This is a genomic window from Microcoleus sp. AT9b-C3, assembly GCF_036705485.1.
GTDB lineage: Bacteria > Cyanobacteriota > Cyanobacteriia > Cyanobacteriales > Microcoleaceae > Microcoleus.
Genome location: NZ_JAUBUR010000026.1, coordinates 59,167 through 82,799 on the forward strand (window position 1 = coordinate 59,167; position 23,633 = coordinate 82,799).

Consider the following 23,633-nt stretch of genomic DNA (forward strand, 5'->3'; position numbering starts at 1 on the left):
CCAAAAGATATATTTGACTTAGAGGCACTATGCAGAAACAAATCATACGCCAAAAAGATACTAATGCTTGGATACTTCAGTGCTGGGTTTCTTTTATTCTTGCCCTTTCCGCCACTACTGTAGGTATCATTTATTTACAGGTAGATCCCTGGCAAAAAGCTTTTATGGGTATGGGTTTAACTTTTTCAGTCGGCTCGTCTTTTACTTTAGCAAAAACCATTCGGGATAACAACGAGGCAACAACATTAACTGCCAGAATCGACGAAGCTAGAGTTGAGAAAATTCTCGCTGAGCACCATCCTCTCAAATAAATTTAATTATACAATGTATACAACAAACAGCCCGCGCGGGCTGTTTTTGTTGTTTGAGCGATAGGTTTCAAGCTGCGGATGGGAATTGGGGATTTCAAGGGCTACCTTTGAACTTACGATCGCGCAACTTATTCTTTTGTCGCTGGCGAATACCGGCCTTAACTGTCGCCATATCCACCGGAAAACCAACGACAGGCATCACCTGATCCTTGCGTTCTTCTTCCAGATTCTTGAGTTCGGTGTAATCAACCCAGTGAATGCAATTGACTGGACAAGTGTCGATCGCCTCAGCAATCAACTCTTCAGAATCCCCGTCTTGTCGAACTACGCGCGATCGACCGTAATCCGGTTCAATATAAAAAGTATTGCGAGCAACGTGAGCGCAGTGCTTGCAGCCAATGCAGGTAATCTCATCAACATAGACACCTTTTTGGCGCAACACACCGCCCAATTCCGGTTCCAAACCAGAGCGATCGGGCGCATCCCGCAAAAAACCTCCCAACTCCGGCTCTAAACCAGAGCGATCGATTGCTGTATCTATTCCGAGTCCAGAAAGCTCAGACATTTAGACCCCCACAATAGTAAATAAGTCCGCGAAAGCGGACTTTGATGAGAAAAGATTGCAAAAATCTCGCAAAATTATTAAGCGCACCAGCGCTGCACCACCAAACGGATAGAACCGTCTTGATTTTGCTTTTGCTCAGAAATTTGGAAACCCTGCTTAGCGCTTTCATTCACCACAGTATGGTAAGCGTAGCGCTGAGTCACCTTATTCAGAAAACGGTCTACAGACCAAGCTTGCTGCCAAAACTGCAAGTCAGCCACCAATTCATACTCAGTCCCGTTCCAGCTAAAACCTACGTCGTAGCCGTTTTTTTGCTCTATCACGACCTCAGCGGTGCTGGTGAGGCCGCGATAGCCACGCACCTCAGTTGGCCCCGACTTCCAGTCGATACCCAAGTCAGTTAAAGCAGCTTCCAAAGAATTCAAATTGCGGATCTGGGTCTTAATTTGGCTAAAATGTGACATGGTGGTTCCAAAAAAACTTAAGTGAACTCAACAAAAAAAATTACCAATCGCTAAAAGCCACTTGGGCCGTCGCTTCGGCTGACTGATGCAGCGCTTGCGTGAAATATTCAGATGTTGACTCTTGGTGAAGCACCACGCCGAGCTGAGCTTCAATTGCAGCCGTTACCTCAGCACAGGAAGCACCGACAATGCCGGTGACTTTTTCCTGTACGCGGCCATCTGGATAGATCACAAACTCTAGTGTTTCCATAATGCGGGCTGACTGAATAGGAATATTGAGAACAGACACCGACACCAGCAAGCCAGGGACGATGCCTCCTGAAGTAGCTTCTTGAGAGTTGGCTGACTGACAAAGCGCTATATCAATTTTGACGAATTGATAGGTTTTGAGTCACAACTTAACATAAGTTATTAATAAGTAGAAGCAATACATCAGTTGTATGTAAAGTTTCGCGTAGATCGTGACATCAGTCAAGTCATACATGAGTCGTGAATATTCGCAAGGGCTATTTGGGAGGGATCGTCCGGGAAGAGCGATCGCGGAGGGTGAGTATGTAAGTTAAGTGCGGTGGGAACCGAGGTACTTAACTTACATAAAGCTAAGGTGATTGAGATTTGTCTGCATGATTGTGGGGATCGCCCAACAGCGAGAGGCAAATGCGGCTCAAATCAAGTCTTTGACGGAAGGGTTGCGATCGCGCTAGCATCAGAAGTTTATCAAAAGTGCCTTCAGTAACTTCTGGTCGCGGTGAAGCATCCTCTGTTGACTTTTTAAGCTGAAGTTCCCCGCAGGAGGGAACTTCAGGTTAAACTTTCTTGGCAGTGATACAAACCATTCCATTAATCATCTCGTTCTGAAGTACCTGTAAACCTATTTCAGATAGCCGATCGCACAACCAATTTTTATTGAGCCGCAGTTTTTGGTAAGAACTGGCACTGAATGACCACCCATCGCCCTGTTTTTGATAGAGTAAGTCGTGGACTGCTACGCTGTTTTCCTGATACTCCAAGAAACAAGTGAGGATGGTAAATTCATCACTTTGTACAGGAATAAAACGCTGAGTTCCATGAAGCTCTGCTGAAACATAATCGCGGAAAGTTAAAATCAACATCCCATTCTCAATCAGGCAGCGCTCAATGTCCAAAAGTAATGAATCGACAGCACTCAATGATTCTAGGTGTGTAAGTGTGTCGCCCATGCAAACAATGAGCTGCGCCTGTTCCTGAATATGTTGCGAGAAATTAAGCAGATCGTCGTGAATGGTAAGGATGGAAAGATGTTTAGCGCGATCGCGTAACTCTGAAAGTAGGGCATCACAGAAATCTATAGCTACTACCGAAAAGCCTAATTTCGCTAAAGGAATAGATTGAAATCCTGAGCCTGCACCTAAATCAATAGCTAATCCTCGCGGTGCGGAGTCGAGCGCCAATTGACAAAAAAGAGCGTGATTTCGTTCGATCGCTGCTTCAGGATTTCCTGACATCCAACTGTAAACGGCAGCAAGTTGCTGGTTATAGTGGTCTTGTGCTGTGTTCATTATTATGCTAAGTTCGATGACTCGTTGAAAAGGAGCAAAATCATTCAACCCGATGGAAACTAAACCACCACTGCCACCTTTTACGCGGGAAACTGCTAAAACTAAAGTTCAAATCGCAGAAGATGACTGCAATAGTCTGGCTCCAAAAAAAACGAGTAGCTTTAGCTTACACCGAAGATTCGCCGTGGCGTAACCCTGCCTAATTTTTCATTGGAAGGTAACAAACCAAGGCTTTCTTAAAACGAAAGTGGGCAAAAGAACTAGACTACTGTTTGAAAAATGAACTGAGGAGTTTTACAAAGAAGCGGATTTCTGTGCGCTTTGAATAGCAGTGGCACGAGGGTCAGAGTGCGGATTTGTTCCTTGAAATAATCCCAAAATATCGAAGGAAGAGGGAAAGGGGAAGAGCTGAAAAGCTGAGAAAAATAGCTACAACACTTGCCCGCTAAGCTTTTTCGTTATTTTACATCCTTGATAATTTGACAGTTTATTGGGGTGTAAAGTAATATATTCTATAACTTATTCTTGACAAATATCTATAAAATTTATCCTATTTTTCGCCCACATAAGCTGATGCGCATCTAAATTTGACAATCAAATTCGAGCAAATTCTTGTGGGGTGGGCGTCCCGCCCGCCCAAAAATACAATGCAAGATGCGTAACAGCTTACCACTTGAAATGTACTGTGCGAACGATAAATAAGTTTGGGTTGTTTTGGACGAGATACATAATTTTTGCGCTACAACCTTTTTAACTAATTTTTTTTCCATAATTGTCGCTGTATAAGCGATGATTACTAACAACATTAAGCTCAATATCCTGGGTTATGAGACTTGGGCATCTTCAATGTTATAGCTACCGCTTTTATAATCTATAAACATTTTTTTTCTATCAAATCTTTGTTTATAAGCGCTTATAGCAGCTTTTAAGGTTTTCAAGTTAGTTAATATAAACCATCATTCTTTGACTGTGACTCCGCGATATTTTCCTTTCCATTTACAAGCGACATTAGCTTTAAATCTTTTAAATTTTGCTGGCCGGGTGACAACCCCGCCCAAAAGCCAGACAGGGCAAAGATTTGACTCACCTGTGTTAAAAAAAGATATGTCAAGCTAAATTTACACTCGACTTATGCCAAAAATATGTTACCTAGATTCTATCAGACTCGCTTCCAAAGAGAACTAGCCCCCTCTCAATTTTTAGTTCTAGAAATAGTGCTCAATCTCTTAACATCAGAAAAACAGGTGAGATTAGAACGACTTGCTCGCGTATTTCCGTAGCCCATTACCACGCTCAAGTCGTCGCCGCAAGTTACAAAGATTTTTAGATTTACCCCAGCTTACCTTAACCTGTATGTGGTTTCCCCTAATTACCTATTAGTTGACAAATTATTGCCCACCCAGACAGAAATTATTGAGCGCGATCGATCGCAGCCAATGGGGATGTATCAATCTGTTTATGGTTAGTCTGATATGTCCCCGAAGAGTAATCCCGTTATCTTGTCCCCGTTACCAAAACGAGGTAGCAGTAATATCAATGAGCAGATCGCCGTCATCTCAACTATTTTACCCTTATTTAAAGATTATCAGCTCGTGGTACTAGGCGATGCCTGAATTCTGTTCAGTAGATTTGGCCAACTGGCTGAGAGAGCAAGATGTGTATTTTTGCTTACGACTCAAACGAAATCATTGTATCGAAACCGAAAATATGCTGCAGGCTACGGTTAGATGAGTTAGGGACACGCGCGGAACATCTCTATACTTTCAAGGTGTAAAAGTTAGAAATACTAAGGCACTGGCAGGATTTGATATTGACTGCAAATGGAAAAGGAATTATCAAGGATGGACAGTTAACGAGGCGTGGTTTATTCTAACTAACTTAGGTAGTTTACCGGAAGCTATCGCTGCTTATAAGCAACGGATGGGAATTGAGGAAATGTTCCGTGATTGCAAAACAGGAGGCTATAATTTAGAGGGTAGATGGTTAATAAAAAAGCGATTAATTAAAATATATTTTTGATTACAATTGACTCCATTTGTGACATGCTTGAAGGTATTATAGTCAACAAAAGTATTTATAAAAGTAAACTTTTGCATCAAGTAACCCCAAATAACTTATCGCAGATGCAGTAAAGTTTGGAAGGGCAATTATAGCCACAAGTGGGTTAATTATCTTGAACAATATGCTGAAACTGTGGAATAGTTAATGAAGTTAACTTGTAATAAGCGTCACTTTTATCAAAAAGGTCTCAGGACTAGAACCTTTCTCAGGCAAGGTTTATAGCTATATTTGTCACCCCCAGGATCGCAGCACTTGCCCTTAATTTGATGAATCCTCACCGTTTAAGAGATTGGTTGACTCATTGCTGCTACTGTACCTCATAGCATCGGCAAGTGCTGTAAATTCCGTGCGATCGCGGATGGCAGCGCTGCTGAAATAGGGGAAACTGATAGATAGGTTAAATAAAAATAAGCGAAATAAACCAGGTCGCTAGCAGTTTCAGAAGCTCTGAATCCAAGGCTGTATCTACCCCTAAACTCGCTTTGGGAGGGCGCAATATGTTGGCTTCTTTAAGGGAAACGGCTCGCGCCTCGGAATACGCAAATTCCCCATCCAAAAGCTTTGCATTCAAGGACTCCAGCATCAATGAAGGTGGATATTTTGTTTCCAGAATTTTGGCTGGGGAATCTGACTGCATCGAGAAAATTACCTCGGTACTTCAAAAATCGGCCTCTATCCTGAGAGATTGATAAAGTTTACACAAGTTCTGACGACGGTTCAGATTAACAGTAATTAGGCTCTGTTCTCCTTAGTTCGGATTACCTTAATCCATACAAAATTTAATTGCTCAAATCGCACAGTTATCAAATAAAATCGAAGAGATAACTCCGGGGCGTATCTACCAATAATGCCCTTAATGGAGTCTCCAATATGAGTTCTACATTCGTTCAAGTTAACTCACAATCTTCTTTTGAAAAACGGCCGCTGCGCTCCTTAGTCTTCATAGACTCCGGCGTGGAAGATTACGAGTCACTTACAGCGGGAGTGCTGCCGGGACAGCAGGTAGTAATACTCGATCGCACCAAAAACGGCATCGAACAAATCAGCTCTGAAATCCAACAATACGCCTCTACTAACGGGGCTATTGACTCGGTTCACATTATTTCTCACGGCAGTTCTGGCAGCCTACAACTTGGCAATACTGCTCTGGGTTCACATAACATAGAGCAATACAAAAGCCAGTTGGAAAAGTGGCAAAATTCACTAGCCCCAGAAGCAGACATCATTGTGTACGGCTGCGATGTAGCAAGCGGTACAGGTGCTAATTTCGTCGATCGCTTCAGTCAATTAACCGGGGCTGACGTTGCGGCATCGACCAACACAACCGGCAGCGGCGGCGACTGGAATTTAGAATTTGCTAGGGGTCAAATTGATTCTCCCTCAGCCTTGCAGGCCGATGCGATGGCAAGTTACCGAGGTGATTTAGCTACGCTCGTAGTAGCCAACAATAGCGATAGCGGGCCCGGTTCATTAAGAGCTGCGATCGCCACCGCTGTTGCCGGGGATATCATTACCTTCGCTCCAGGTTTAGCCAACCAAACTATTACTCTCACCAGCGGTCAACTTGATATTCCCGTTGGCAAAAACATCACCATTGACGGCGCAGCAGCACCCGGTTTAACAATCAGCGGCAACAATGCTTCGCGGGTAATCCGCACAGGAAGTTCGACCAATGTTACTCTAAAAAACCTGATTATTGCCAACGGCAAAGTTTCTGGAACCGATCCGAATAATGACGCAACTAGCGCCGGTGGTGGCATTCAAACAGGAAGTAGCAGCACTTTAACTTTAGAAAATTCCCAAGTCAATAATAATGTTGCCGGTTTTGGTGGCGGCATTTACACGGGTTTCCGCAGCACGACGACTGTAATTAACAGCAAGTTTAGCGGCAATGACGGTTCGCTAGCAGATAATACCGAACGCGGTGGTGGCGCGATCGCCACTAAAAGCGGCGGTGTTCTGACGATCAGAGATAGCGAATTTACCAACAACAAAGGCAGCTACGGCGGAGCTGTTAATAACCTGTTGGGCAGCATGACGATCGAAAACTCTAAATTCACCGGCAACCGCACAGAGAAAGGCGTTGGCGGGGCAGTTTACGTCGATGGGGCTAATGCTTCCGGGCCGGATGCAACCCCCGGCCCCGTTGCCGGAACTATTGCTATCCGCAACAGCGTTTTTGATGGCAATATCGGAGCCAGAGAAGGAGGAGCAGGATTTTTATTTGGCTATTTTCAAGATAAGATTGTTTTGGAAAATAGCACTTTTATTAACAATAAAGCTGTTAAGGATCTAGCAGGAGTTGGAGGTTCGGGAGGCGCAATTCGTCACGGGAATGTGGATCTTACTGTCACAAACTCCACTTTTGCTAATAACCAAGCGGAAGATAATGGGGGCGGTTTGTGGTCAGGAGGGAATGGAAACATCAGCATTGTCAACAGTACATTTTCCGGCAACAGCGCTGCTAAGCAGGGCGGAGGGATGCTTATCGCTAACAGAGATTCCTTTTCGACTAACATCGTCAATTCGACTTTTGCTAAGAATACCGCTGAATTTTCGGGAGGTATTGCTACTTTTAACGATCCGGTAAAATCGCCAATTACTGTCAAGAATTCGATTTTTGATAGGAATACGGCAAGTAATTCTTTTAAAACTAGGCAGCACACTGGACGGGAGCTCATCGATGGGGGAAACAATCTTCAATTTCCCGCTAAACTGACGACCGGAGATCCTAATGATAGTAATGTTACGGCAAATGTGAGGATCGCAGACCCCTTACTCGGCCCTTTGCAAAATATTAACGGCGCTTTCGTTCTGCCGCTGCTAGTAGGAAGTCCGGCAATTGATACCGGTACTGGTGCGGGCGCGCCGGCTGCGGATCAGCGCGGTGTGAGTCGCCCTCAAGATGGTGATAATAACGGAAGTGCGATCGTTGATATTGGCGCTTACGAATTTAACGCTACAGTCACGCCGACTCTTACTGGTTCTTTGGGTCAAACCAATAATTACAGCAGTGTCAGTGACCTGATCGCACAATGGCCGAATGCCGCCCAGAATCAAGGCATCAAACTGTCTGGGATAGCTTTTGATGGCTTTGAAACTGACTACCTCAACCCGAATGTCATCAGCAACCTCACTTTGGCAACGAACGAAAACCCTAAAAGCTGGTTGAGCTACGGCAGTACCGGTGGTATTGGTGTGCCATCCTCTTATGATGGTTGGTTCACCGACGCCAGTAAAATTCGGGCTGAAATCAACCATAACCCCAACACCAATCAATCTCAGACGCTGAAGGTGAAATGGGCAGATAACCAAGACATCACTAGCACAACGATCGACCTCAGTGCATTGAGTCCCAAAACAAGTCCAGGTTTGGGCGATCAAGGCAATGAAGTTGGTTTTCTGCAAATCTTTAATAATGGGGTTCGGGTACCGGCCACGAATTTTACGATCGCTCGCCTCAACGCTCCGATCGCTCCAAAACCCATTAGTGTGTCTTCAGATGGAGTGACTTTCATTGGCGATCGCACCGATGGCAGTTTCAAATTCCAGATAGTAGGAGACTCTTTGAGCGGCGCTACTTTTGACGAACTGCGGTTCTCCACTAAAGCCTACGATAGCCCCACCGCTGCCTACGCCGCCACCTCCTTCAAAAGCGACGGTTCCGACTACCTAGTGCAGAAGATTGAATATCAAGGCATTTCTAATGTGACGCCAACTTCGTTGTCAACGCCATTTGACAGTCTCACGGGGTCTATTGATACTAATGCTGTGCCCCCGACTTTCTTCTCTTACGGTTCATCTCCCGCTCCTATTGCTGATGGTGGTTCTGGAGTTGTTACGATTAATCGAACTGGCGATACTTCGGTTCCGGCTTCGATCGACTTTTTGATTGTTGCCCCTAGTGGCGGTCAACCTGTCAACAACATAGATTACAAAATTAGTCCGTTTCCTGTGAATCCTTCGTCCGGCACGGTGAACTTTAATGCCGGTCAAACTAGCGTTAGTCTGACGATTAACAACCTTCCCGGTTTGACTGGTGGGGTGGTGAATTTGGGCTTTAGCTCAGGTGTGAATGTCGGCACTCCGGCATCGACTGCAATTACTCTGCTTTAAGGCTGTTAGTAGGGCGAGGAATCCTTGCTCTACTAATATGTCCCGCAAGTAGTTAAATGCTTTGGTAGTGATACACAGTAAAGGTTTAATATTAAATCAACATAACTTTCGAGTGAAAATTATGGACTGTCTTAATTGTTAAAGTGTTTTTTTAAAATGGAAATACTTATTACAGCAAACAGCGATTTAAGTGTAAAAATTGTAGTCTTCAGGAAAATTAAAAATACTGAATATAAGCAGCTTTCACTCCTTTGAAATGGCTTCAACTCCCGCCAAAAGTTTGAGCATACATGAACAATTTTTAGAGGAGGCACAGTATGGCTCAAATACTGTGCTTGCTGCGTAAGTCCTGAATATTGCTATTTCCTTGCTGCAGCATTGGATCTGGGGTCTAAAACGTCTCGGAGGCCGTCGCCCAAAAGGTTGAAACCCAGAACAGTCAAGGTAATCAGCAAACCGGGAAACACGATAGTCCAAGGAGACGAAAGAGCGTATCCGCCCTTAAAAGCATCAGAAAGCATCGTCCCCAACTCAGGAACCGGCGGCTGTGCCCCCAAACCCAAAAAACCCAAACCTGCAGCTTCTAGTGTCGCCGTACCAGTCGAAAGAGTTGCTTGTACAACTAGAGGCGCGAGACTTCCCGGCAAAATGTGGCGAAAAATAATCCGTAAGTCGCTGGCGCCCAAGGCCTTGACAGCCAAAACAAATTCTTGTTCCCGCAGAGACAGCACCATACTGCGAGTTAAGCGGATGTAAATTGGAATTTGCACGAGGCTGACGGCGATAATTACACTTTGCAGGCTCGGCCCGGTGACGGTAACAACGCCGATCGCCAGTAAAATCGAAGGAAAAGCTAGCAAAATATCCGCCAAAGTGCCGATCGCCATTTCCAGCAACCCCCGAAAATACCCGGCCACGAGCCCCAAAAGCGCTCCCACAATTAAACCCGCACCCACAGAAACCAGGCTGACGACTAAAGAGATCCCCAATCCGTGCCACACCCGCACCAACAAATCTCGCCCCAAACCGTCGGTGCCAAACCAATGTTTAGCGCTAGGAGCCACCAAGCGCGACAAATAATCTCGATCGACCGCCGCATCGTAAGGAGAAAGTAGGGGGGCCAACAGTGCCGAGATCGTCAGCGCTACAGTCAAAATTAAGCCGATTTTCCCCGAAGTCGATCGCCAAAATCGTTGAAAAGCTGGTTGTTGAAATATTAAGTTTTTATGCAATTTTAGATTTTCCATCTTTTGCTGTCACCAAAAAAACTCAGGACTTATTGCCAAACCTTTTAGGACTGAGATAACTGTGGTGCCCATAAACTGATTAATTCATTGACAAGGGCGAGCAATTCAGATATAGACTCATTGATTTCTGGTGCTTCAAATCCATGAATAAATCGGTTTCTTACGCTTAAAAGTAGCATTGCTCGATCGTACTCTTCGATTGAAAGTTCTCCTTGGGAATACATATGTTTGATTAGAGATACTGTTGGAAATCTTTCAATAGGAATAGTAACTTCCTCAGCTCGTCTCCGCAGGAGTGCTTCAAGTGTTCCCCAAAGTGATAAAAACGCGCCTTCATTTTCTCCTAATGAGATCAGACGTTCACCCTGTGTTTTTCTACTAAAAACTTGTTCCCAAGATAATAGATTGACTTCATTGTCTTCGTCTTTCAGTAAAGCATCTTCAGTAATTAACAAGAAACGCCAGCCTGTATTTTTAGAGACTATTTCAGCAATTTCTTTCAACCTGTCTATGGATGTTTGTCTGGCAGAACGTTTGAATTCGATTATGTAACCTTCGGCTTCGTTCTTTTTTACAATCAAATTTGGACGATATGTCCCTAAATCGAAAGGGATCTGTTCGGGTTCAGGGTCAACCAATACTGTATAGCCTTCTTGTTGGTATTTTTCGGCAATTTTAGAAACTGATTTGTCGTGTATCAATTTAGTAGCGGTCATAGATAACTCTCTAATGCTTTTGCTGAATTTCTTCTAACGTAAACGCACTCGCTGCCAGATATTATGCCACGAACCAACAATGACGGACATAAAGCAACGTCAAATGTGCCACTCAGCGAGCGACGATGCGACTGCACATCTGTGACAAGTGAATCATCCTCATAAACTAACCCAATTAGTCCGTCCTGTATGGGCTTTATTATATTGTCTGTGTCAACTGGGTCAGTATCATAGAGGTATACTAAAGTTAAATGAACGTTTCCTGAATAAGGATCTCCTACCCAAGTTTTTGAAGCTTCTGCACGCACAAATGCTTGCCAATCCTGTAGCTTGCTTCTCTTCCTCGTTTGCTTTCGATACAGGGCGTCTTGGAATCAGAAACTCAAATTGCATTTAGAACTCCGAAAATTGAATGCGAAAAGAAGGGATGAAAGGCTAAATTAGAACTAGACTATAACTTGCAACTTTTAACAAATCAACTTTTGTTTTGTCGATCGCACTGATTTCTCATAACCCTCACGCCCTCACCGCTCTCGCATTTGGCGAGATCCCCCGACAGCATCCCCAGCAACCATCAGCCGTGGGCTCAATCTAAAATCTAAAATCTAAAATCTAAAATCGGATGACCCTTTAAGATATAGAGAACAAGATAAATTTAAAAGCCAAATGACATCAACCCTACTCAAAACCTCAGCTCGCTCGCCCCTCAACGCCCCAACAATCCGCCATTTCCCCAACGGCCTCACAGTTATAGCCGAACACCTGCCGGTAGATGCTGTTAACCTCAGCGTTTGGCTCAATTTAGGCTCAGCCGTCGAACCCGACGACATTAACGGCATGGCTCACTTTTTAGAACACATGATTTTTAAGGGAACTCCGAGCATTCCCAGTGGCGAATTTGAGCGCGCGATCGAGCAACGCGGCGCTGTCACCAATGCTGCCACCAGCCAAGATTACACTAACTATTACATCACCACAGCTCCTAAAGATTTTGCCGAACTAGCTCCCCTGCAAGTCGATGTGTTGCTCAACGCCAGCATTCCCGACGACGCCTTCGATCGAGAACGGCTGGTAGTCTTAGAAGAAATTAGACGATCGGAAGACAATCCCCGCCGCCGCACCTATCAGCGATCGATGGAATTAGCCTTTGAAGTCCTGCCCTACAAGCGACCGGTACTCGGCCCGACTGCGGTAATCGAACAGTTGACAGCCCAACAAATGCGGGATTTCCACAGCAGCAGATATCAGCCAGGGGCCATGACAGCCGTAGCTGTAGGCAATTTGCCAGTCGAGCAACTAATAGAAATTGTCGCAGACAGTTTTGCAGCAAAAAGCACAGCACCACACAACAAAATAAATGTGCCTGCTGTCGGCAACTTTCACCCAGAACCCCAAATCCTGAACTACGGCCAAGAATCGCCGTTTACAGAAACAGTCCGCCGCGAATTTGTAGACTCTGCCCTTCAGCAAGCCCGACTGATCGTGATGTGGCGAGTGCCAGGTTTCATGGAAATGTCCGAAACTTATGCCCTCGACGTTTTGGCGACAATATTGGGTCACGGCCGCACAACTCGCTTGGTTCAGGATTTGCGCGAAGAAAAAGGGCTAGTTTCGTCAATTTCGGTCAGCAACATGACTCAGCGACTCGGCGGGGTATTCTCAATTTCCGCTCAACTACCGACAGAAAACTTGGCAGCAGTGGAAGCAGCCATCGTCCAACACATCCGCACTCTCCAAACCGAACTGGTGACAGATGCCGAAATTTCCCGCATCCGCACTCAAGTAGCAAATCGGTTTATCTTTGGTAACGAAACTCCGAGCGATCGAGCAAATTTGTACGGTTACTATCAGTCGATGGTAGGAGATATCGCTCCCGCCCTCAACTATGCCGCCTGCATCCAAGCTCAGACTGCCGAGGATCTCCGAGAAGCCGCTGTCAAATATCTGTCTCCCGACGCAATGGGTGTTGTGGTAATTCGCCCCGACGAAGCATAAATCGGACATCGCCTCAACAGGGCAATTCTGCCATCCCTCTGCTTTTGAGCCATCCAACAGCATTCGGAATTCGGCAGAAACAATGTCAACGCGCACGAGGGATTTTTAGTCAATAGTGCGTGAAATCCGATCGGCCCTCGCCTTGAAGGTTTTGTATCAAAGAATTAATATGAAGCCTTTAAGGTACGGACGATCGGCAAAATTACCGTAATTTTATGAGACGATAAACTCGGAATTATTGACGAGTCAGCAATGTAGTCTAGGGAAACCGGCTCGAGCGGCGATCGTTATTCTAAAATATAAAATCTAAAATCTAAAATCGGTTGCTCGGCAAAATTACCGTAATTTTATGAGACGATAAACTGGGAATTATTGACGAGCAAGCAATTTAGTCTAGGGACACCAGATTGATCGGCGATCGTAATTCTAAAATCTAAAATCTAAAATCTAAAATCTAAAATCGATTGACAGGGGCACGCAAGCATGAAATTACAAAACTTTCTCAACTCAAACATTAGGTACGATGCCAAAGCAATTGCTGCCGATGACGAACTCAGTGGCCAAATTCAAAGCCGCCTCATTGACCTGGGTTTACTGAAGCCTCCCGTAGACGGGGAATTTGGCCCTCTCTCTACTGCTGCACTCCACCGATTTCAAACTCTGATGAAGTGCGGCGAAGCTGGTTTTTTGGGAGCAGTCACAGCCAAAAAGCTAATCGAAACCAAACCAGAGGAGATTCCCACACATCCCCTGATCCTGAAAACGCTCAGAGACACCATTTTTAAATCAAAACCGCTGGCATCTTCTCAACTTCAGGACTCGGAAAAACAAGTAATACCAGCCGGAAAAGAGTTTGAGATCCTGGCTTTTGCTCCGGCTCGCGGCCACATCAGAGTTGCTCTTCGCAACGAGTCTTTCAAAGATTCAGGAATTTGGTATGTTTTTGGAGCACACGCTCAAATTACTCAAGACAGCGTTCTGTTTTTTCCCAAACCGAATCCCCCAACTGTCAGGCTGGGCATTCCTTATCTATCGCAAATGGATAACTTGAACAATCCTACAGGTTCTTGCAATGTAACTTCATTAGCGATGTGTATGGAATTTTTAAAGGTGCCACGGCGCAAACAAAGCGGGCAATATGAAGACGAACTCTACGAATATGCGATCGCCAAAGGTTACAGTCGCTGGGACCCCTACGATTTAGCAAAGATTGTTAGAGATTACGGCGCTCAAGATTTCTTTACCGAGAATGCAACTATTGATGACGTTCAAGATTGGCTAGCCAGCGGAAATCCCGCTGTCATCCACGGATACTTCACGTCTTTCGGTCACATTATAGTTGCCGCCGGCTACGACAGCGAGGGATTCTTCGTTCACGATCCCTATGGGGAGTGGTTCCGAACTGGCTACGATACAAGTATCAGCGGTGCTTACTTGCACTATACTTACCGCTTAATCCGCAGCCTCTGTATGCCTGACGGGAATTTTTGGGTTCATTTTATCTCAAATCATTGTTAAGAGTCATTAGTCATTAGTCATTAGCTAAGAGATAAGTTGCCTCGGCAATTCTTCGGCGATTCAAATCGCTTAATAGTCAAACGAAGTCGGAGCAGAGGGAGACTAAAAAGTAAAATGGCTATTAAAGATTGATTTGGTATTTGCCATATTTTCTATCACTAATGACTGCTGACTAATGACTAATGACTCTGAATTTTCATGCTCAAATCCAGCCAAGTCGATCGCGTAATCGGAGCACTGGTAGAAATATAGTCAACTCCGGTTTCGGCTACACTTCTAATTGTTTCTAAAGTAACATTGCCGGAAGCTTCAATTTTTACCAGATCGCTCTTTTGGCGAATTAGTGCCACAGCCTGCCGCATCAAATCGCAGGACATATTATCTAACATGATAATATCCGCTTTGTTCTGCAAAGCTGTCTCTACTTCAGCGAGAGTTTCGGTTTCGACTTCGATTGTCAGCGGATAGGGGATAGAATTGCGAATTAGGGCGATCGCCTCTGCAATTCCTCCAGCCGCCGCAATGTGATTATCTTTAATCATCACCGCATCATCTAACCCCATCCGGTGATTGCAAGCACCGCCGACTTGAGTCGCGTATTTTTCCAATAATCTCAATCCGGGCGTTGTCTTGCGCGTATCCACCAATTGCACGGGCAAATCGGCAATTTTGTCAACATATTTCTGAGTTAAAGTCGCGATGCCGCTCAAACGCATTGCCAAGTTTAATGCTACTCTTTCTCCGGTTAGCAGCGCATCGAAATTGCCGGAAATCTCGGCAATTACTTCTCCTTTTTCGCACAGTTTCCCTTCCGGTACTTGGGGGATGAAACTGAGGCTGCTGTCTAAAAGTTTAAATGTGCGATCGGCAATTGGCAATCCCGCAATGACTCCAGCTTCTTTGACAATCCATTTAGCTGTACCCTGGATGCTGTTTGCGGGAAATAAGGCCGATGTTGTGCGATCGCCCCTACCGATATCTTCTAGTAGCCAGTTGTGCAATAGGGAGTCTAAAACTATCCAAGGTGGTAATATTGCTGTCATGTTTTTGTCGGTTGTTATATCAAGATCATATCTACTAGGAACAATAGTCGATCGGGCGATTTTAGGCAAGTTGCACAATTATGATGGTGTTAGTGCGATCGGGATTTGGGTAGAGTGAGGGCAATCGGGCTAGATGATGGGGTATTCTGTTGCTGACATTGGGTGTTGGTGCTTTAATGGAATAGATAGGGCGATCGCGAGTAGAAACCATGATACAGCCAGTCATTTTAGAAAAATTAGCAGAACTCCCTGAATCTCTTCAGACAGAAGTGCTTCATTATATTGAGTTTTTGATAGAAAAGCAGGCTAAAAACTTAAGTCAAGAAAAGCCGACCAAGCGAGGTGGACTTGGAATTTGGAAAGGTAAAATCTGGATGTCTGATGATTTTGATGAACCTCTCGAAGATTTAAATGACTGTGAAGTTTCATGAGCAAATCAGACTTCTTTCGGTGAGGGAAGCCAAACTCAGAGAATTATGGAATAGTCAGGAATAAACTTGTAGTTATGTGTCACGCCCATTGTTACTGAGGTGTAATTAAAAAAAATGGAGTCTCATCAAGATCCGTCCTCGTGGCTACCACTGCTACTCGAAGAGCTGGAAAACCTCATGGCTATTGAATCCAGTAGGAACGGCAATCCCTGGATTTCCGTGGCTAGGCTCACTGAGATATTTTATAAAAAGTATGGAGTGTCACTTGAAGTAGTGGCAAAAGTTCAAGGTTATAGCTACGGTTTGAGGAGTCTTTTGACAAGTAGCGGGCGCTTTTCGATCTACGGCACTCCAATACCGCAAGAGTTTTATGTAGCTCTTCTTCAGGCAGTAGTCCCTAGTTTTCACAAGTATCAAGCAACCTCAATCAAAGACCGAATGAAGCGTAAGCGACCTGAGAAAGTCGATGAGAGCTTACCAACGATAGTGAAGGCTGAGGGTGCTGAAGATATCTCACCTCGCCAAATTCAAAGGATTTCAGAATATCAGCGAATCTTAAGTCTTGACATTAAATCAGTAAATGACTTGGAAACCGCTTTGATAGAAATTATCAAGATTTTGATGGTAAATCAGCCTGAAAATTTTGTGACAATTGCAGTATTGAGTAAAAAGTTTCACGATGATTATAAGCAACCAATACGAACTGTAATACGAAGCGTGTGTCCTGATATGAAATTGATTGAAATACTTCAGACCATTCCTAGCCTCCATGTCCAAAAACTGGATAATGATTGGCAGATTACTGTAGAGGCTCATTCAGTTATAGAATAAAGGTTACTAGGCGCCGCTCAACTTGGCCGTTCGACCACTAGGAAAGATGCGATCGCCCACTATTGACTGCTAAAATTAAGGGCGATCGCTCTTTCTATTTATGCTAAAACCCAGTTTCGGACTTTAGATTTAAACCCATTACTATCTTACTAGCATCCTGTGTTAGCCTAGTTCACAAGAGATATAAAACTCTAATTGAAACATCACATAACATCATGCAAACCAAAACCATCGCAATTCGCGTTAATGCTGAAGTTGCTAAGATATTTGAGGCTGCTTCTGAAGAACAGCGTCGTAAATTGGAGGCATTACTTAGCCTGAAACTTAGTGATGCAATTCGACGAAAAAGACCCCTAGAGGAGGTCATGAGTGAGATGAGTCGGAATGCTCAAGCGCGAGGATTGACCCCAGAAATTTTGGATTCAATTCTTTTTGAGGAGTGAGATGCGCTACGTTTTTGATACAAATGCAATCATCAGTGCAATTCTGTTTGATAACAGTAAACCCGATCGCGCCCTTCGCTATGCTTTAGCAAACGGAGAGGTGTTACTATCACTTGAACTGCTAGAAGAATTGAATGAGGTATTGGGGCGCGAAAAATTTAATCGGTATGTCACAAGTGAAGAAAGGGAGGAATTTTTAGCAGCTTTGGTGGACAGGGGGGTTCTAGTGGAGATAATTGAGAAGGTGCAAGAGTGTCGCGATCCAAAAGATGACAAGGTTTTGGAGTTGGCATTAAATGGAGAAGCGGAGTATATCATCACTGGTGATAGGGATTTGCTCGTCTTGCACCCATTTCGTGGTGTGGTAGTAATCACAGCAGACGAGTTTTTGAAGACGGTCGAATCTGAGTAGTTTTGATTTGGGATGCGAGTTACCGATCGCCCTTAAAGAAACAAACTAATATCCACGTGGAAAAAATCGGCTAACTTTCTGGCTTCATCTATTTCGATCGCCGTTCCGCTAACAAAAACTTTATCAACCTCTGTTTCCGTTCCCAAAACGGGAATCAAATCTGATTTGTCCAAATTTCTCGCATCCATTAAATGTTGCAACATAGAAGCAGCATTTCCTGCAGGAATCGGATAATTTTCAGACTCAAATTTTTCAATCAGCGTTATCAAAAGCTCCAGAAATAGCTCTTCCTCCAGCGATCGCATAGGGCGGTGTTCCAGTTCGCAAGCGAGAGCGATCGCGGCCTCGTTTTCTGCTTCATTTGCGATCGGTTTGGGTTGATAGCGAACAAGTAAATCTGTATAAGATTTTGCATCAAAAGTACGGATCATTTTTCCACTCATCCTTATCATACTCAGCGTGAGTCAGAACATATTTGATGTAGATTCTTTGAGAAACGTAAACCAAATCAACAATCAGCCGATCTCGATTTCCCTACTAATCTTCCTAAACTTTTACCTCAAAAATAGAATGTATACTACAATAGAGTTAGTGAATCAGGTTTCATAATGAAGTACCCAGTGCATACAGTTTCCCAACCAGTTTCAGGTAGCGAAGTTCAAAAACTTGCTCATGCCCTTAAGACTGGCGGTTATGTTGCAAATGAAGCTGCTTTAGCTTTAGCTAAACGGATTGCCGCTCGTCGCCATCGTCGAAAAGCTGCCAATGCCGCCAAGTAGTAAGTTTGCGGGAGTTGATTTTTCCGAGCTGGCTGTTGAGCATTTAACCTCCGAGCTTACCATTTCTGGTCAGGGGTTTCGTTGTCTGCGGGGTGAGTTTGTCACTTACTGGCGACAAGGACGTATTCAGCGAGATATAGATGCTCGTATCAGTCAATGCTGGATTTTACGCTGTGAAGACAGTTTGGCAGGTTACATCACGCTACTCACAGATAAACTGGAATTAGATGAACCAATCCTGGTTGACGAAGGCGTTCAGTACCAGTCGTTTCCAGCCATCAAGATTGGTTTACTAGCGGTAGATAGACGTGCCAAGGGAGCAGGTCGCCGTCTAGTTGAATGGGCAGTAGAGTACGTTGCAGCGGAGATTTCACCTACAGTTGGTGTGCGCTTTATGACTGTTGACGCACTTTACGACCCGGATACTACTCCTCCCTATGACGCATCTGGCTTTTACGAGAAGTTTGGTTTTCAATTTGTCGCTCCTAATGAGTCTTTACCATCATCAGTGCCTTATCGTACAATGTATCTCGATCTCAAGCCATTGATCGATCTATTCAGTATCCAAGATAATGACTAATAACTCCCCAAAAAACTAAAGCTCTTTTCCGTTGTTGCGGGAAAAGAACTTTAATTTATTATTAACCTGGCACTGAGCTATTTTACCGGGCAGTGACCCGCCGAGTATCTTCGCCATAGCAACGTTTAACAACCGAGTTCGGGATGGATCGGAGTGGTTCCATTACATCATAAGCACCAGGAAAGCTTTGAAAACTTTTTATCCTGTGTCTGCATTAAGTTAGATGCGCTGCATCTCTTTCGCTCGACTTAATTACTTTATCAAGTTTGCCTTTGTCTGTCAACCCCAAAGTCAAAACTTTTTTTCGATCGCCCGAAACAGCCCCCAATAGCCGAGTTTGACGTATTATTTGCCAGTGTTGCCGCTCGACCTTTAACTCACAAGTCCAAAAACGCCGCATCAGTTCCCTATTCTCTGCGAATCTTCCCGTCCTTCTCAAACCACGCCACGACCTGCTTAACTGTTAATTGTTCGATCGCCCTTTCGGCTTCCATCGCAACTTGCCTCTCATGCCGCAAAGACGCAATTACCCTATTCGTAAAAAAGTTTTCCTTCCTCGCATCAAGTTCGATCGACCACAAATCTGTTCCTGGCCCCGAATATTGAGATTTCTACAAAGGGCCCTAGACGAGCTGTTGTTTAGATGAGTAATAATTCACCAAAAAACTAAAGCCCTTTTCCGTTGTTGCGGGAAAAGAGCTTTAATTTATTATTAACCTGGCACTGAGCTATTTTACCGGGCAGTGACCCGCCGAGTATCTTCGCCATAGCAACGTTTAACAACCGAGTTCGGGATGGATCGGAGTGGTTCCATTACATCATAAGCACCAGGAAAGCTTTGAAAACTTTTTATCCTGTGTCTGCGTTAATTGTGATGCGCTGCATCTCTTTCGCTCGACTTAATTACTGTATCAAGTTTTCCCTAGTCTGTCAACCCCAAAGTCAAAACTTTTTTTCGATCGCCCGAAATAGCCCCCAATAGCCTAGTTTGACGTATTATTTGCCAGATGGGCCGATCGACCTTTAACTCACAAATCCAAAAAAGCCGCCTCGGTTCCCTGTTCTGTGCGAATTTTCCCATCCTTCACAAACCACGCCACAACCTGCTTAACTGTTAATTGTTCGATCGCCCTTTCGGCTTCTGCCGCAATTTGCCTCTCATTCCGCAAGGACGCCACCACCCTATTCGTAAAAAAGTTTTCAAAACTAGCATCAAGTTTGATCGACCCAAAATCTGCTGCTGGCTGCAAATATTGAAATTTCTACAAAACTGGCACGTTAGACATCTTCAACAATTCTTGTCGGAAGTTGGGGTTAGACATCCGGTGGCCCTAGACGAGCTTTTGTTTAGATGAGTAATAACTCCCCAAAAAACTAAAGCCCTTTTCCGTTGTTGCGGGAAAAGAGCTTTAATTTATTATTAACCTGGCACTGAGCTATTTTACCGGGCAGTGACCCGCCGAGTATCTTCGCCATAGCAACGTTTAACAACCGAGTTCGGGATGGATCGGAGTGGTTCCATTACATCATAAGCACCAGGAAAGCTTTGAAAACTTTTTATCCTGTGTCTGCGTTAACTGTGATGCGCTGCATCTCTTTTGCTCGACTTAATTAACTTATCAAGTTTTCCCTAGTCTGTCAACCCCAAAGTCAAAACTTTTTTTCGAGCGCCCGAAACCGATGGAATTATCGGGGTTTGAGGCCGAGTTTGGGGGTGCGGTCGATCGACCTTTAACTCACAAATCCAAAAACGCCGCATCGGTTCCCTGCTCTCTGCGAATTTTCCCGTCCTTCACAAACCACGCCACGACCTGCTTAACTGTTAATTGTTCGATCGGGAGCTCGGCTTCTGTCGCAATTTGCCTCAAAGGCCGCAAAGACGCAACGACCAAATTCGTAAAAAAGTTTTCAAAACTAGCATCAAGTTCGATCGACCCTTTAATGCTCTCATCATTCTTAATCCAATCCATCACCTGCCCATTAGTCACCTCAGCCACCGGCTTCCCAGTCTCCCCAGAAATTTGCTTGAGCACCCTCAAAGCATAAATTGCCACCCGCGCCGAAAACTTTTCCTTCGACGACAGCAGCGCCATATCAACTTCGGCACACTCTTCCGGCTTTAAAAAATCTGCTAGCGGTTCCATATATTAAAAATTGGTAATTCGTAATTAGTAATTGGTAATTAGTAATTGGAATTTAGGATTGGTAATTGGGAATTTGAAATTCTCATCCTTCTTCCTTCTTCCTTCTTCCTTCTTCCTTCTTCCTTGCAATCAAATAACCGCAGCGGTGTTCCCCATTAATAATCGAGTGAGTCCGCTCCACAATACAATCCGGCAAAACCGCTGCAAACATTTCCAACTCATTACCGCAGACACTCGGAAAAGTTTCAGCAACATTAGAAATCGCGCAGTTGTGTTCCATCAACACAAATCGATCGTCCAAACCAGCGCGATCGCAGATCCCAACCTCTACAGATTCTACAGGATAACACTCAGCCATATAACCTTCAGCCCTGCGGAGTTCCACCAACTTAGTCACCCGTTCTTGCAGCGAACCCGCACCCACTAGCCGCCGGTAGTCCGTAGCCTTGCGCTGCCACTGTTTTCGCAGGATAGTAATCACTTGCTCGCGGCCGACGGTTTCCGCCAAAGTATCCAAGAAAGAGACTGCAAAATCGCCGTAACGATTCGGGAATCGATCGCGCCCCAGACTGGTAAGCTCATAAATGTGCTGCGGCCGCCCCATCCCAGCCTGAACCGACTGATACTGAATCAGCCCCTCCGCTTCCAAATCCTTCAAATGACGGCGAATCGCCTGCGGGCTGATATCCAAAGACTCCGCCAACTCAAGAGCCGTCCCCTGCCCCCCCTTGAGCAAATAGTCCAGGATGTCTTGTTTGGTGGAAGTCTGCTGAGTAGTCTCCATCATCTTCACAAAAAATTATTAATTTGACTTTGACAATATCACTGTTGTTAATGTAGCTTAAAATATACTAAAGCAACAAATCTGTTGTTTAACTTCCCAGAGCAGCCCCCAGAACTCGCCGGGCACCCGACAGTTCAGCGTCTGCCATCTTTGAGAGACTTATCCAGAACACTCGAAAGCGCAAAATTAATGAGCTCTACAGTCACAACCCTAGTCAACCAGCCCTACAAATACGGTTTCGTCACCGACATCGAGTCAGACACCATCCCCCGCGGCTTGAGCGAAGATGTAGTCCGCCTGATTTCCGCCAAGAAAAACGAACCGGAATTCATGCTGCAATTCCGCCTCAAAGCATACCGGAAGTGGCTGACAATGACCGAGCCCACCTGGCCCCACGTCAACTATCCCGCGATCGACTACCAACAAATTATCTACTATTCCGCGCCAAAACAAAAGCCCAAAAAGCTCAACAGTTTGGATGAAGTTGACCCAACACTGCTAGAAACCTTCGAGAAATTAGGAATTCCCCTCTCCGAACAAAAACGGCTCGGAAATGTCGCCGTTGACGCCGTTTTTGACAGCGTTTCAATTGCGACAACCTTTAGAGAAAAGTTAGCCAAAGATGGTGTTATTTTCTGTTCCATTTCAGAAGCCGTAAAAGATTATCCCGAACTAATAGAAAAATATCTCGGCAGCGTCGTACCAGTCGGCGATAACTTTTTCGCAGCCCTCAATTCAGCCGTATTCAGCGACGGTTCCTTCGTTTACATTCCCAAAGGCGTAAAATGTCCGATGGAATTGTCCACCTATTTCCGCATAAACAACGGAGATTCCGGCCAGTTCGAGCGCACCCTAATTGTCGCAGAAGAAAACAGTTCTGTGTCTTACCTAGAAGGCTGCACCGCGCCGATGTTTGACACCAATCAACTGCACGCCGCCGTCGTGGAATTGGTAACAATGGACAATGCCGACATCAAATACTCAACAGTGCAAAACTGGTACGCCGGCGACGCCAATGGCAAAGGCGGCATTTACAACTTCGTGACGAAACGGGGTTTGTGTCAGGGAGTTAATTCTAAAATTTCTTGGACACAAGTAGAAACCGGTTCTGCAATTACTTGGAAATACCCCAGTTGCGTGTTAGTCGGCGACAACTCGGTAGGCGAATTCTACTCAGTAGCGCTGACAAATAACAAGCAGCAAGCTGACACCGGCACAAAAATGATCCACATTGGTAAAAATACTCGCAGCACGATTATTTCTAAGGGAATTTCTGCCGGAAATTCATCCAACAGCTATCGCGGTTTGGTGAAAATGGGGCCGAATGCTAAAGGCTCTCGCAATTACTCTCAGTGCGATTCCATGCTGATTGGGGATAACGCTCAAGCGAATACTTTCCCTTATATTCAAGTGCAGAACCACACTGCTAAAGTGGAACACGAAGCTTCTACTTCTAAAATTGGGGAAGAGCAATTGTTCTTCTTCGCACAGCGGGGAATTTCCGCAGAAAATGCTATTTCGATGATGATTAGCGGTTTCTGTAAAGATGTTTTCAATCAGTTACCGATGGAATTTGCGGCGGAAGCTGATAAGCTGTTGAGTCTGAAGCTCGAAGGAAGTGTCGGGTAGAAGGAAGAAGGAAGAAGGAAGAAGGA

The 23,633-nt window shown here is 44.8% G+C and carries 27 protein-coding genes, 3 rRNA genes and 1 pseudogene; 12 read left to right on the forward strand and 19 right to left on the reverse strand.

Annotated elements, in window-relative coordinates; translation table 11 throughout:
• Positions 1-29: 29 nt before the first annotated feature.
• A complete protein-coding gene (locus QUB77_RS21600; RefSeq protein WP_333036187.1) occupies positions 30-311 on the forward strand; it encodes a YiaA/YiaB family inner membrane protein in 282 nt (93 codons plus the stop codon).
• Between the two features lie 94 nt (positions 312-405).
• On the opposite strand, the gene QUB77_RS21605 is transcribed toward QUB77_RS21600, so the two are convergent.
• The 4 genes from QUB77_RS21605 to QUB77_RS21620 form a co-directional block, all read right to left on the reverse strand.
• Positions 406-876, reverse strand: a complete 471-nt coding sequence (locus QUB77_RS21605) for a ferredoxin (protein WP_333176901.1) — start codon at positions 874-876, stop codon at positions 406-408.
• A gap of 77 nt (positions 877-953) precedes the next feature.
• Positions 954-1,340, reverse strand: coding sequence for a DUF1257 domain-containing protein (locus tag QUB77_RS21610; protein WP_006634895.1), 387 nt, complete (start codon positions 1,338-1,340; stop codon positions 954-956).
• Between the two features lie 40 nt (positions 1,341-1,380).
• Positions 1,381-1,590: a DUF2997 domain-containing protein gene (locus tag QUB77_RS21615; RefSeq protein WP_333139661.1), complete on the reverse strand. Its 210-nt coding sequence runs from the start codon at positions 1,588-1,590 to the stop codon at positions 1,381-1,383.
• Positions 1,591-2,146: 556 nt separating this feature from the next.
• Positions 2,147-2,878 carry a methyltransferase domain-containing protein gene (locus tag QUB77_RS21620; protein ID WP_333176898.1) on the reverse strand — a complete coding sequence of 244 codons (732 nt, stop codon included), beginning with the start codon at positions 2,876-2,878 and terminating at the stop codon, positions 2,147-2,149.
• 272 nt (positions 2,879-3,150) lie between these two features.
• Between QUB77_RS21620 and QUB77_RS21625 the strand changes: the two genes are divergently transcribed.
• Both QUB77_RS21625 and QUB77_RS21630 read left to right on the forward strand, forming a co-directional pair.
• The gene (locus QUB77_RS21625; RefSeq protein ID WP_333177043.1) at positions 3,151-3,207 is read left to right on the forward strand and encodes a hypothetical protein; all 57 of its coding nucleotides are present in this window, start codon (positions 3,151-3,153) and stop codon (positions 3,205-3,207) included.
• Between the two features lie 2,602 nt (positions 3,208-5,809).
• Positions 5,810-9,055 carry a DUF4347 domain-containing protein gene (locus QUB77_RS21630; RefSeq protein ID WP_333176895.1) on the forward strand — a complete coding sequence of 1,082 codons (3,246 nt, stop codon included), beginning with the start codon at positions 5,810-5,812 and terminating at the stop codon, positions 9,053-9,055.
• A 359-nt stretch (positions 9,056-9,414) separates the two neighbouring features.
• On the opposite strand, the gene QUB77_RS21635 is transcribed toward QUB77_RS21630, so the two are convergent.
• The 3 genes from QUB77_RS21635 to QUB77_RS31860 are packed head-to-tail and all read right to left on the reverse strand — an operon-like array spanning position 9,415 to position 11,326.
• The gene (locus tag QUB77_RS21635) at positions 9,415-10,302 is read right to left on the reverse strand and encodes an ABC transporter permease (RefSeq protein WP_333176892.1); all 888 of its coding nucleotides are present in this window, start codon (positions 10,300-10,302) and stop codon (positions 9,415-9,417) included.
• Between the two features lie 44 nt (positions 10,303-10,346).
• Positions 10,347-11,018 carry a hypothetical protein gene (locus QUB77_RS21640; RefSeq protein WP_333176889.1) on the reverse strand — a complete coding sequence of 224 codons (672 nt, stop codon included), beginning with the start codon at positions 11,016-11,018 and terminating at the stop codon, positions 10,347-10,349.
• On the reverse strand, positions 11,015-11,326 hold the full coding sequence (locus QUB77_RS31860; RefSeq protein ID WP_445251766.1) for a RusA family crossover junction endodeoxyribonuclease: 312 nt from the start codon (positions 11,324-11,326) through the stop codon (positions 11,015-11,017). Before QUB77_RS31860 ends, QUB77_RS21640 begins: the two co-directional genes overlap by 4 nt.
• Before the next feature lie 358 nt (positions 11,327-11,684).
• Between QUB77_RS31860 and QUB77_RS21645 the strand changes: the two genes are divergently transcribed.
• Both QUB77_RS21645 and QUB77_RS21650 read left to right on the forward strand, forming a co-directional pair.
• Positions 11,685-13,013 carry a pitrilysin family protein gene (locus tag QUB77_RS21645; protein WP_333176886.1) on the forward strand — a complete coding sequence of 443 codons (1,329 nt, stop codon included), beginning with the start codon at positions 11,685-11,687 and terminating at the stop codon, positions 13,011-13,013.
• A 483-nt stretch (positions 13,014-13,496) separates the two neighbouring features.
• Positions 13,497-14,531: a C39 family peptidase gene (locus QUB77_RS21650; RefSeq protein WP_333176883.1), complete on the forward strand. Its 1,035-nt coding sequence runs from the start codon at positions 13,497-13,499 to the stop codon at positions 14,529-14,531.
• A gap of 179 nt (positions 14,532-14,710) precedes the next feature.
• On the opposite strand, the gene nadC is transcribed toward QUB77_RS21650, so the two are convergent.
• Together nadC and QUB77_RS21660 are read right to left on the reverse strand one after the other, a co-directional pair.
• Positions 14,711-15,574: a carboxylating nicotinate-nucleotide diphosphorylase gene (gene nadC, locus QUB77_RS21655; RefSeq protein ID WP_333176880.1), complete on the reverse strand. Its 864-nt coding sequence runs from the start codon at positions 15,572-15,574 to the stop codon at positions 14,711-14,713.
• A gap of 61 nt (positions 15,575-15,635) precedes the next feature.
• Positions 15,636-15,785 (reverse strand): hypothetical protein, encoded by a 150-nt coding sequence (locus QUB77_RS21660; RefSeq protein WP_333176878.1) that lies wholly within the window; start codon positions 15,783-15,785, stop codon positions 15,636-15,638.
• On the opposite strand from QUB77_RS21660, the gene vapB reads away from it, so the two are divergent.
• From vapB to QUB77_RS21680, 4 genes are all read left to right on the forward strand, one after another.
• Positions 15,784-16,005, forward strand: a complete 222-nt coding sequence (gene vapB, locus QUB77_RS21665; RefSeq protein ID WP_333176875.1) for a type II toxin-antitoxin system VapB family antitoxin — start codon at positions 15,784-15,786, stop codon at positions 16,003-16,005. The two genes, QUB77_RS21660 and vapB, sit on opposite strands and share 2 nt — an antisense overlap.
• Positions 16,006-16,182: 177 nt before the next feature.
• Complete coding sequence (locus QUB77_RS21670; RefSeq protein ID WP_333176872.1) at positions 16,183-16,836, forward strand: hypothetical protein; 654 nt, start codon at positions 16,183-16,185, stop codon at positions 16,834-16,836.
• Between the two features lie 215 nt (positions 16,837-17,051).
• Positions 17,052-17,279, forward strand: coding sequence for a hypothetical protein (locus tag QUB77_RS21675; RefSeq protein ID WP_333176871.1), 228 nt, complete (start codon positions 17,052-17,054; stop codon positions 17,277-17,279).
• Between the two features lies 1 nt (position 17,280).
• Positions 17,281-17,691 (forward strand): putative toxin-antitoxin system toxin component, PIN family, encoded by a 411-nt coding sequence (locus QUB77_RS21680; protein ID WP_333176868.1) that lies wholly within the window; start codon positions 17,281-17,283, stop codon positions 17,689-17,691.
• 32 nt (positions 17,692-17,723) lie between these two features.
• On the opposite strand, the gene QUB77_RS21685 is transcribed toward QUB77_RS21680, so the two are convergent.
• Together QUB77_RS21685 and QUB77_RS21690 are read right to left on the reverse strand one after the other, a co-directional pair.
• Positions 17,724-18,134 (reverse strand): transcriptional regulator, encoded by a 411-nt coding sequence (locus QUB77_RS21685; RefSeq protein WP_333176866.1) that lies wholly within the window; start codon positions 18,132-18,134, stop codon positions 17,724-17,726.
• Positions 18,106-18,213 (reverse strand): annotated as a pseudogene (locus tag QUB77_RS21690) (type II toxin-antitoxin system HigB family toxin); the annotation flags it as partial. The pseudogene QUB77_RS21690 and the gene QUB77_RS21685, both read right to left, overlap by 29 nt.
• A gap of 86 nt (positions 18,214-18,299) precedes the next feature.
• On the opposite strand from QUB77_RS21690, the gene QUB77_RS21695 reads away from it, so the two are divergent.
• Together QUB77_RS21695 and QUB77_RS21700 are read left to right on the forward strand one after the other, a co-directional pair.
• Positions 18,300-18,470 carry a hypothetical protein gene (locus QUB77_RS21695; protein WP_333176863.1) on the forward strand — a complete coding sequence of 57 codons (171 nt, stop codon included), beginning with the start codon at positions 18,300-18,302 and terminating at the stop codon, positions 18,468-18,470.
• Entirely contained in the window at positions 18,457-19,050 is a 594-nt protein-coding gene (locus QUB77_RS21700) for a hypothetical protein (RefSeq protein WP_333176861.1), read from the forward strand. The genes QUB77_RS21695 and QUB77_RS21700 overlap by 14 nt, the downstream gene beginning before the upstream one ends.
• Positions 19,051-19,114: 64 nt before the next feature.
• On the opposite strand, the gene rrf (QUB77_RS21705) is transcribed toward QUB77_RS21700, so the two are convergent.
• The 8 genes from rrf (QUB77_RS21705) to sufR all read right to left on the reverse strand — a co-directional run bounded on the left by rrf (QUB77_RS21705) (position 19,115) and on the right by sufR (position 21,981).
• Positions 19,115-19,231 (reverse strand): 5S ribosomal RNA (gene rrf, locus QUB77_RS21705).
• 33 nt (positions 19,232-19,264) lie between these two features.
• Positions 19,265-19,450 (reverse strand): hypothetical protein, encoded by a 186-nt coding sequence (locus QUB77_RS21710; RefSeq protein WP_333176859.1) that lies wholly within the window; start codon positions 19,448-19,450, stop codon positions 19,265-19,267.
• 7 nt (positions 19,451-19,457) lie between these two features.
• Positions 19,458-19,631 (reverse strand): hypothetical protein, encoded by a 174-nt coding sequence (locus QUB77_RS21715; protein WP_333176856.1) that lies wholly within the window; start codon positions 19,629-19,631, stop codon positions 19,458-19,460.
• A gap of 134 nt (positions 19,632-19,765) precedes the next feature.
• Positions 19,766-19,882 (reverse strand): 5S ribosomal RNA (rrf, locus tag QUB77_RS21720).
• A gap of 196 nt (positions 19,883-20,078) precedes the next feature.
• Positions 20,079-20,300 carry a hypothetical protein gene (locus QUB77_RS21725; RefSeq protein WP_333176853.1) on the reverse strand — a complete coding sequence of 74 codons (222 nt, stop codon included), beginning with the start codon at positions 20,298-20,300 and terminating at the stop codon, positions 20,079-20,081.
• Between the two features lie 173 nt (positions 20,301-20,473).
• A 5S ribosomal RNA gene (gene rrf, locus QUB77_RS21730) occupies positions 20,474-20,590 on the reverse strand.
• A gap of 196 nt (positions 20,591-20,786) precedes the next feature.
• Positions 20,787-21,194, reverse strand: a complete 408-nt coding sequence (locus QUB77_RS21735) for a hypothetical protein (RefSeq protein WP_333176850.1) — start codon at positions 21,192-21,194, stop codon at positions 20,787-20,789.
• A gap of 82 nt (positions 21,195-21,276) precedes the next feature.
• The gene (sufR, locus tag QUB77_RS21740; protein WP_333176848.1) at positions 21,277-21,981 is read right to left on the reverse strand and encodes an iron-sulfur cluster biosynthesis transcriptional regulator SufR; all 705 of its coding nucleotides are present in this window, start codon (positions 21,979-21,981) and stop codon (positions 21,277-21,279) included.
• Positions 21,982-22,167: 186 nt separating this feature from the next.
• On the opposite strand from sufR, the gene sufB reads away from it, so the two are divergent.
• Positions 22,168-23,607, forward strand: coding sequence for a Fe-S cluster assembly protein SufB (sufB, locus tag QUB77_RS21745; RefSeq protein ID WP_333153706.1), 1,440 nt, complete (start codon positions 22,168-22,170; stop codon positions 23,605-23,607).
• Positions 23,608-23,633 lie beyond the last annotated feature (26 nt).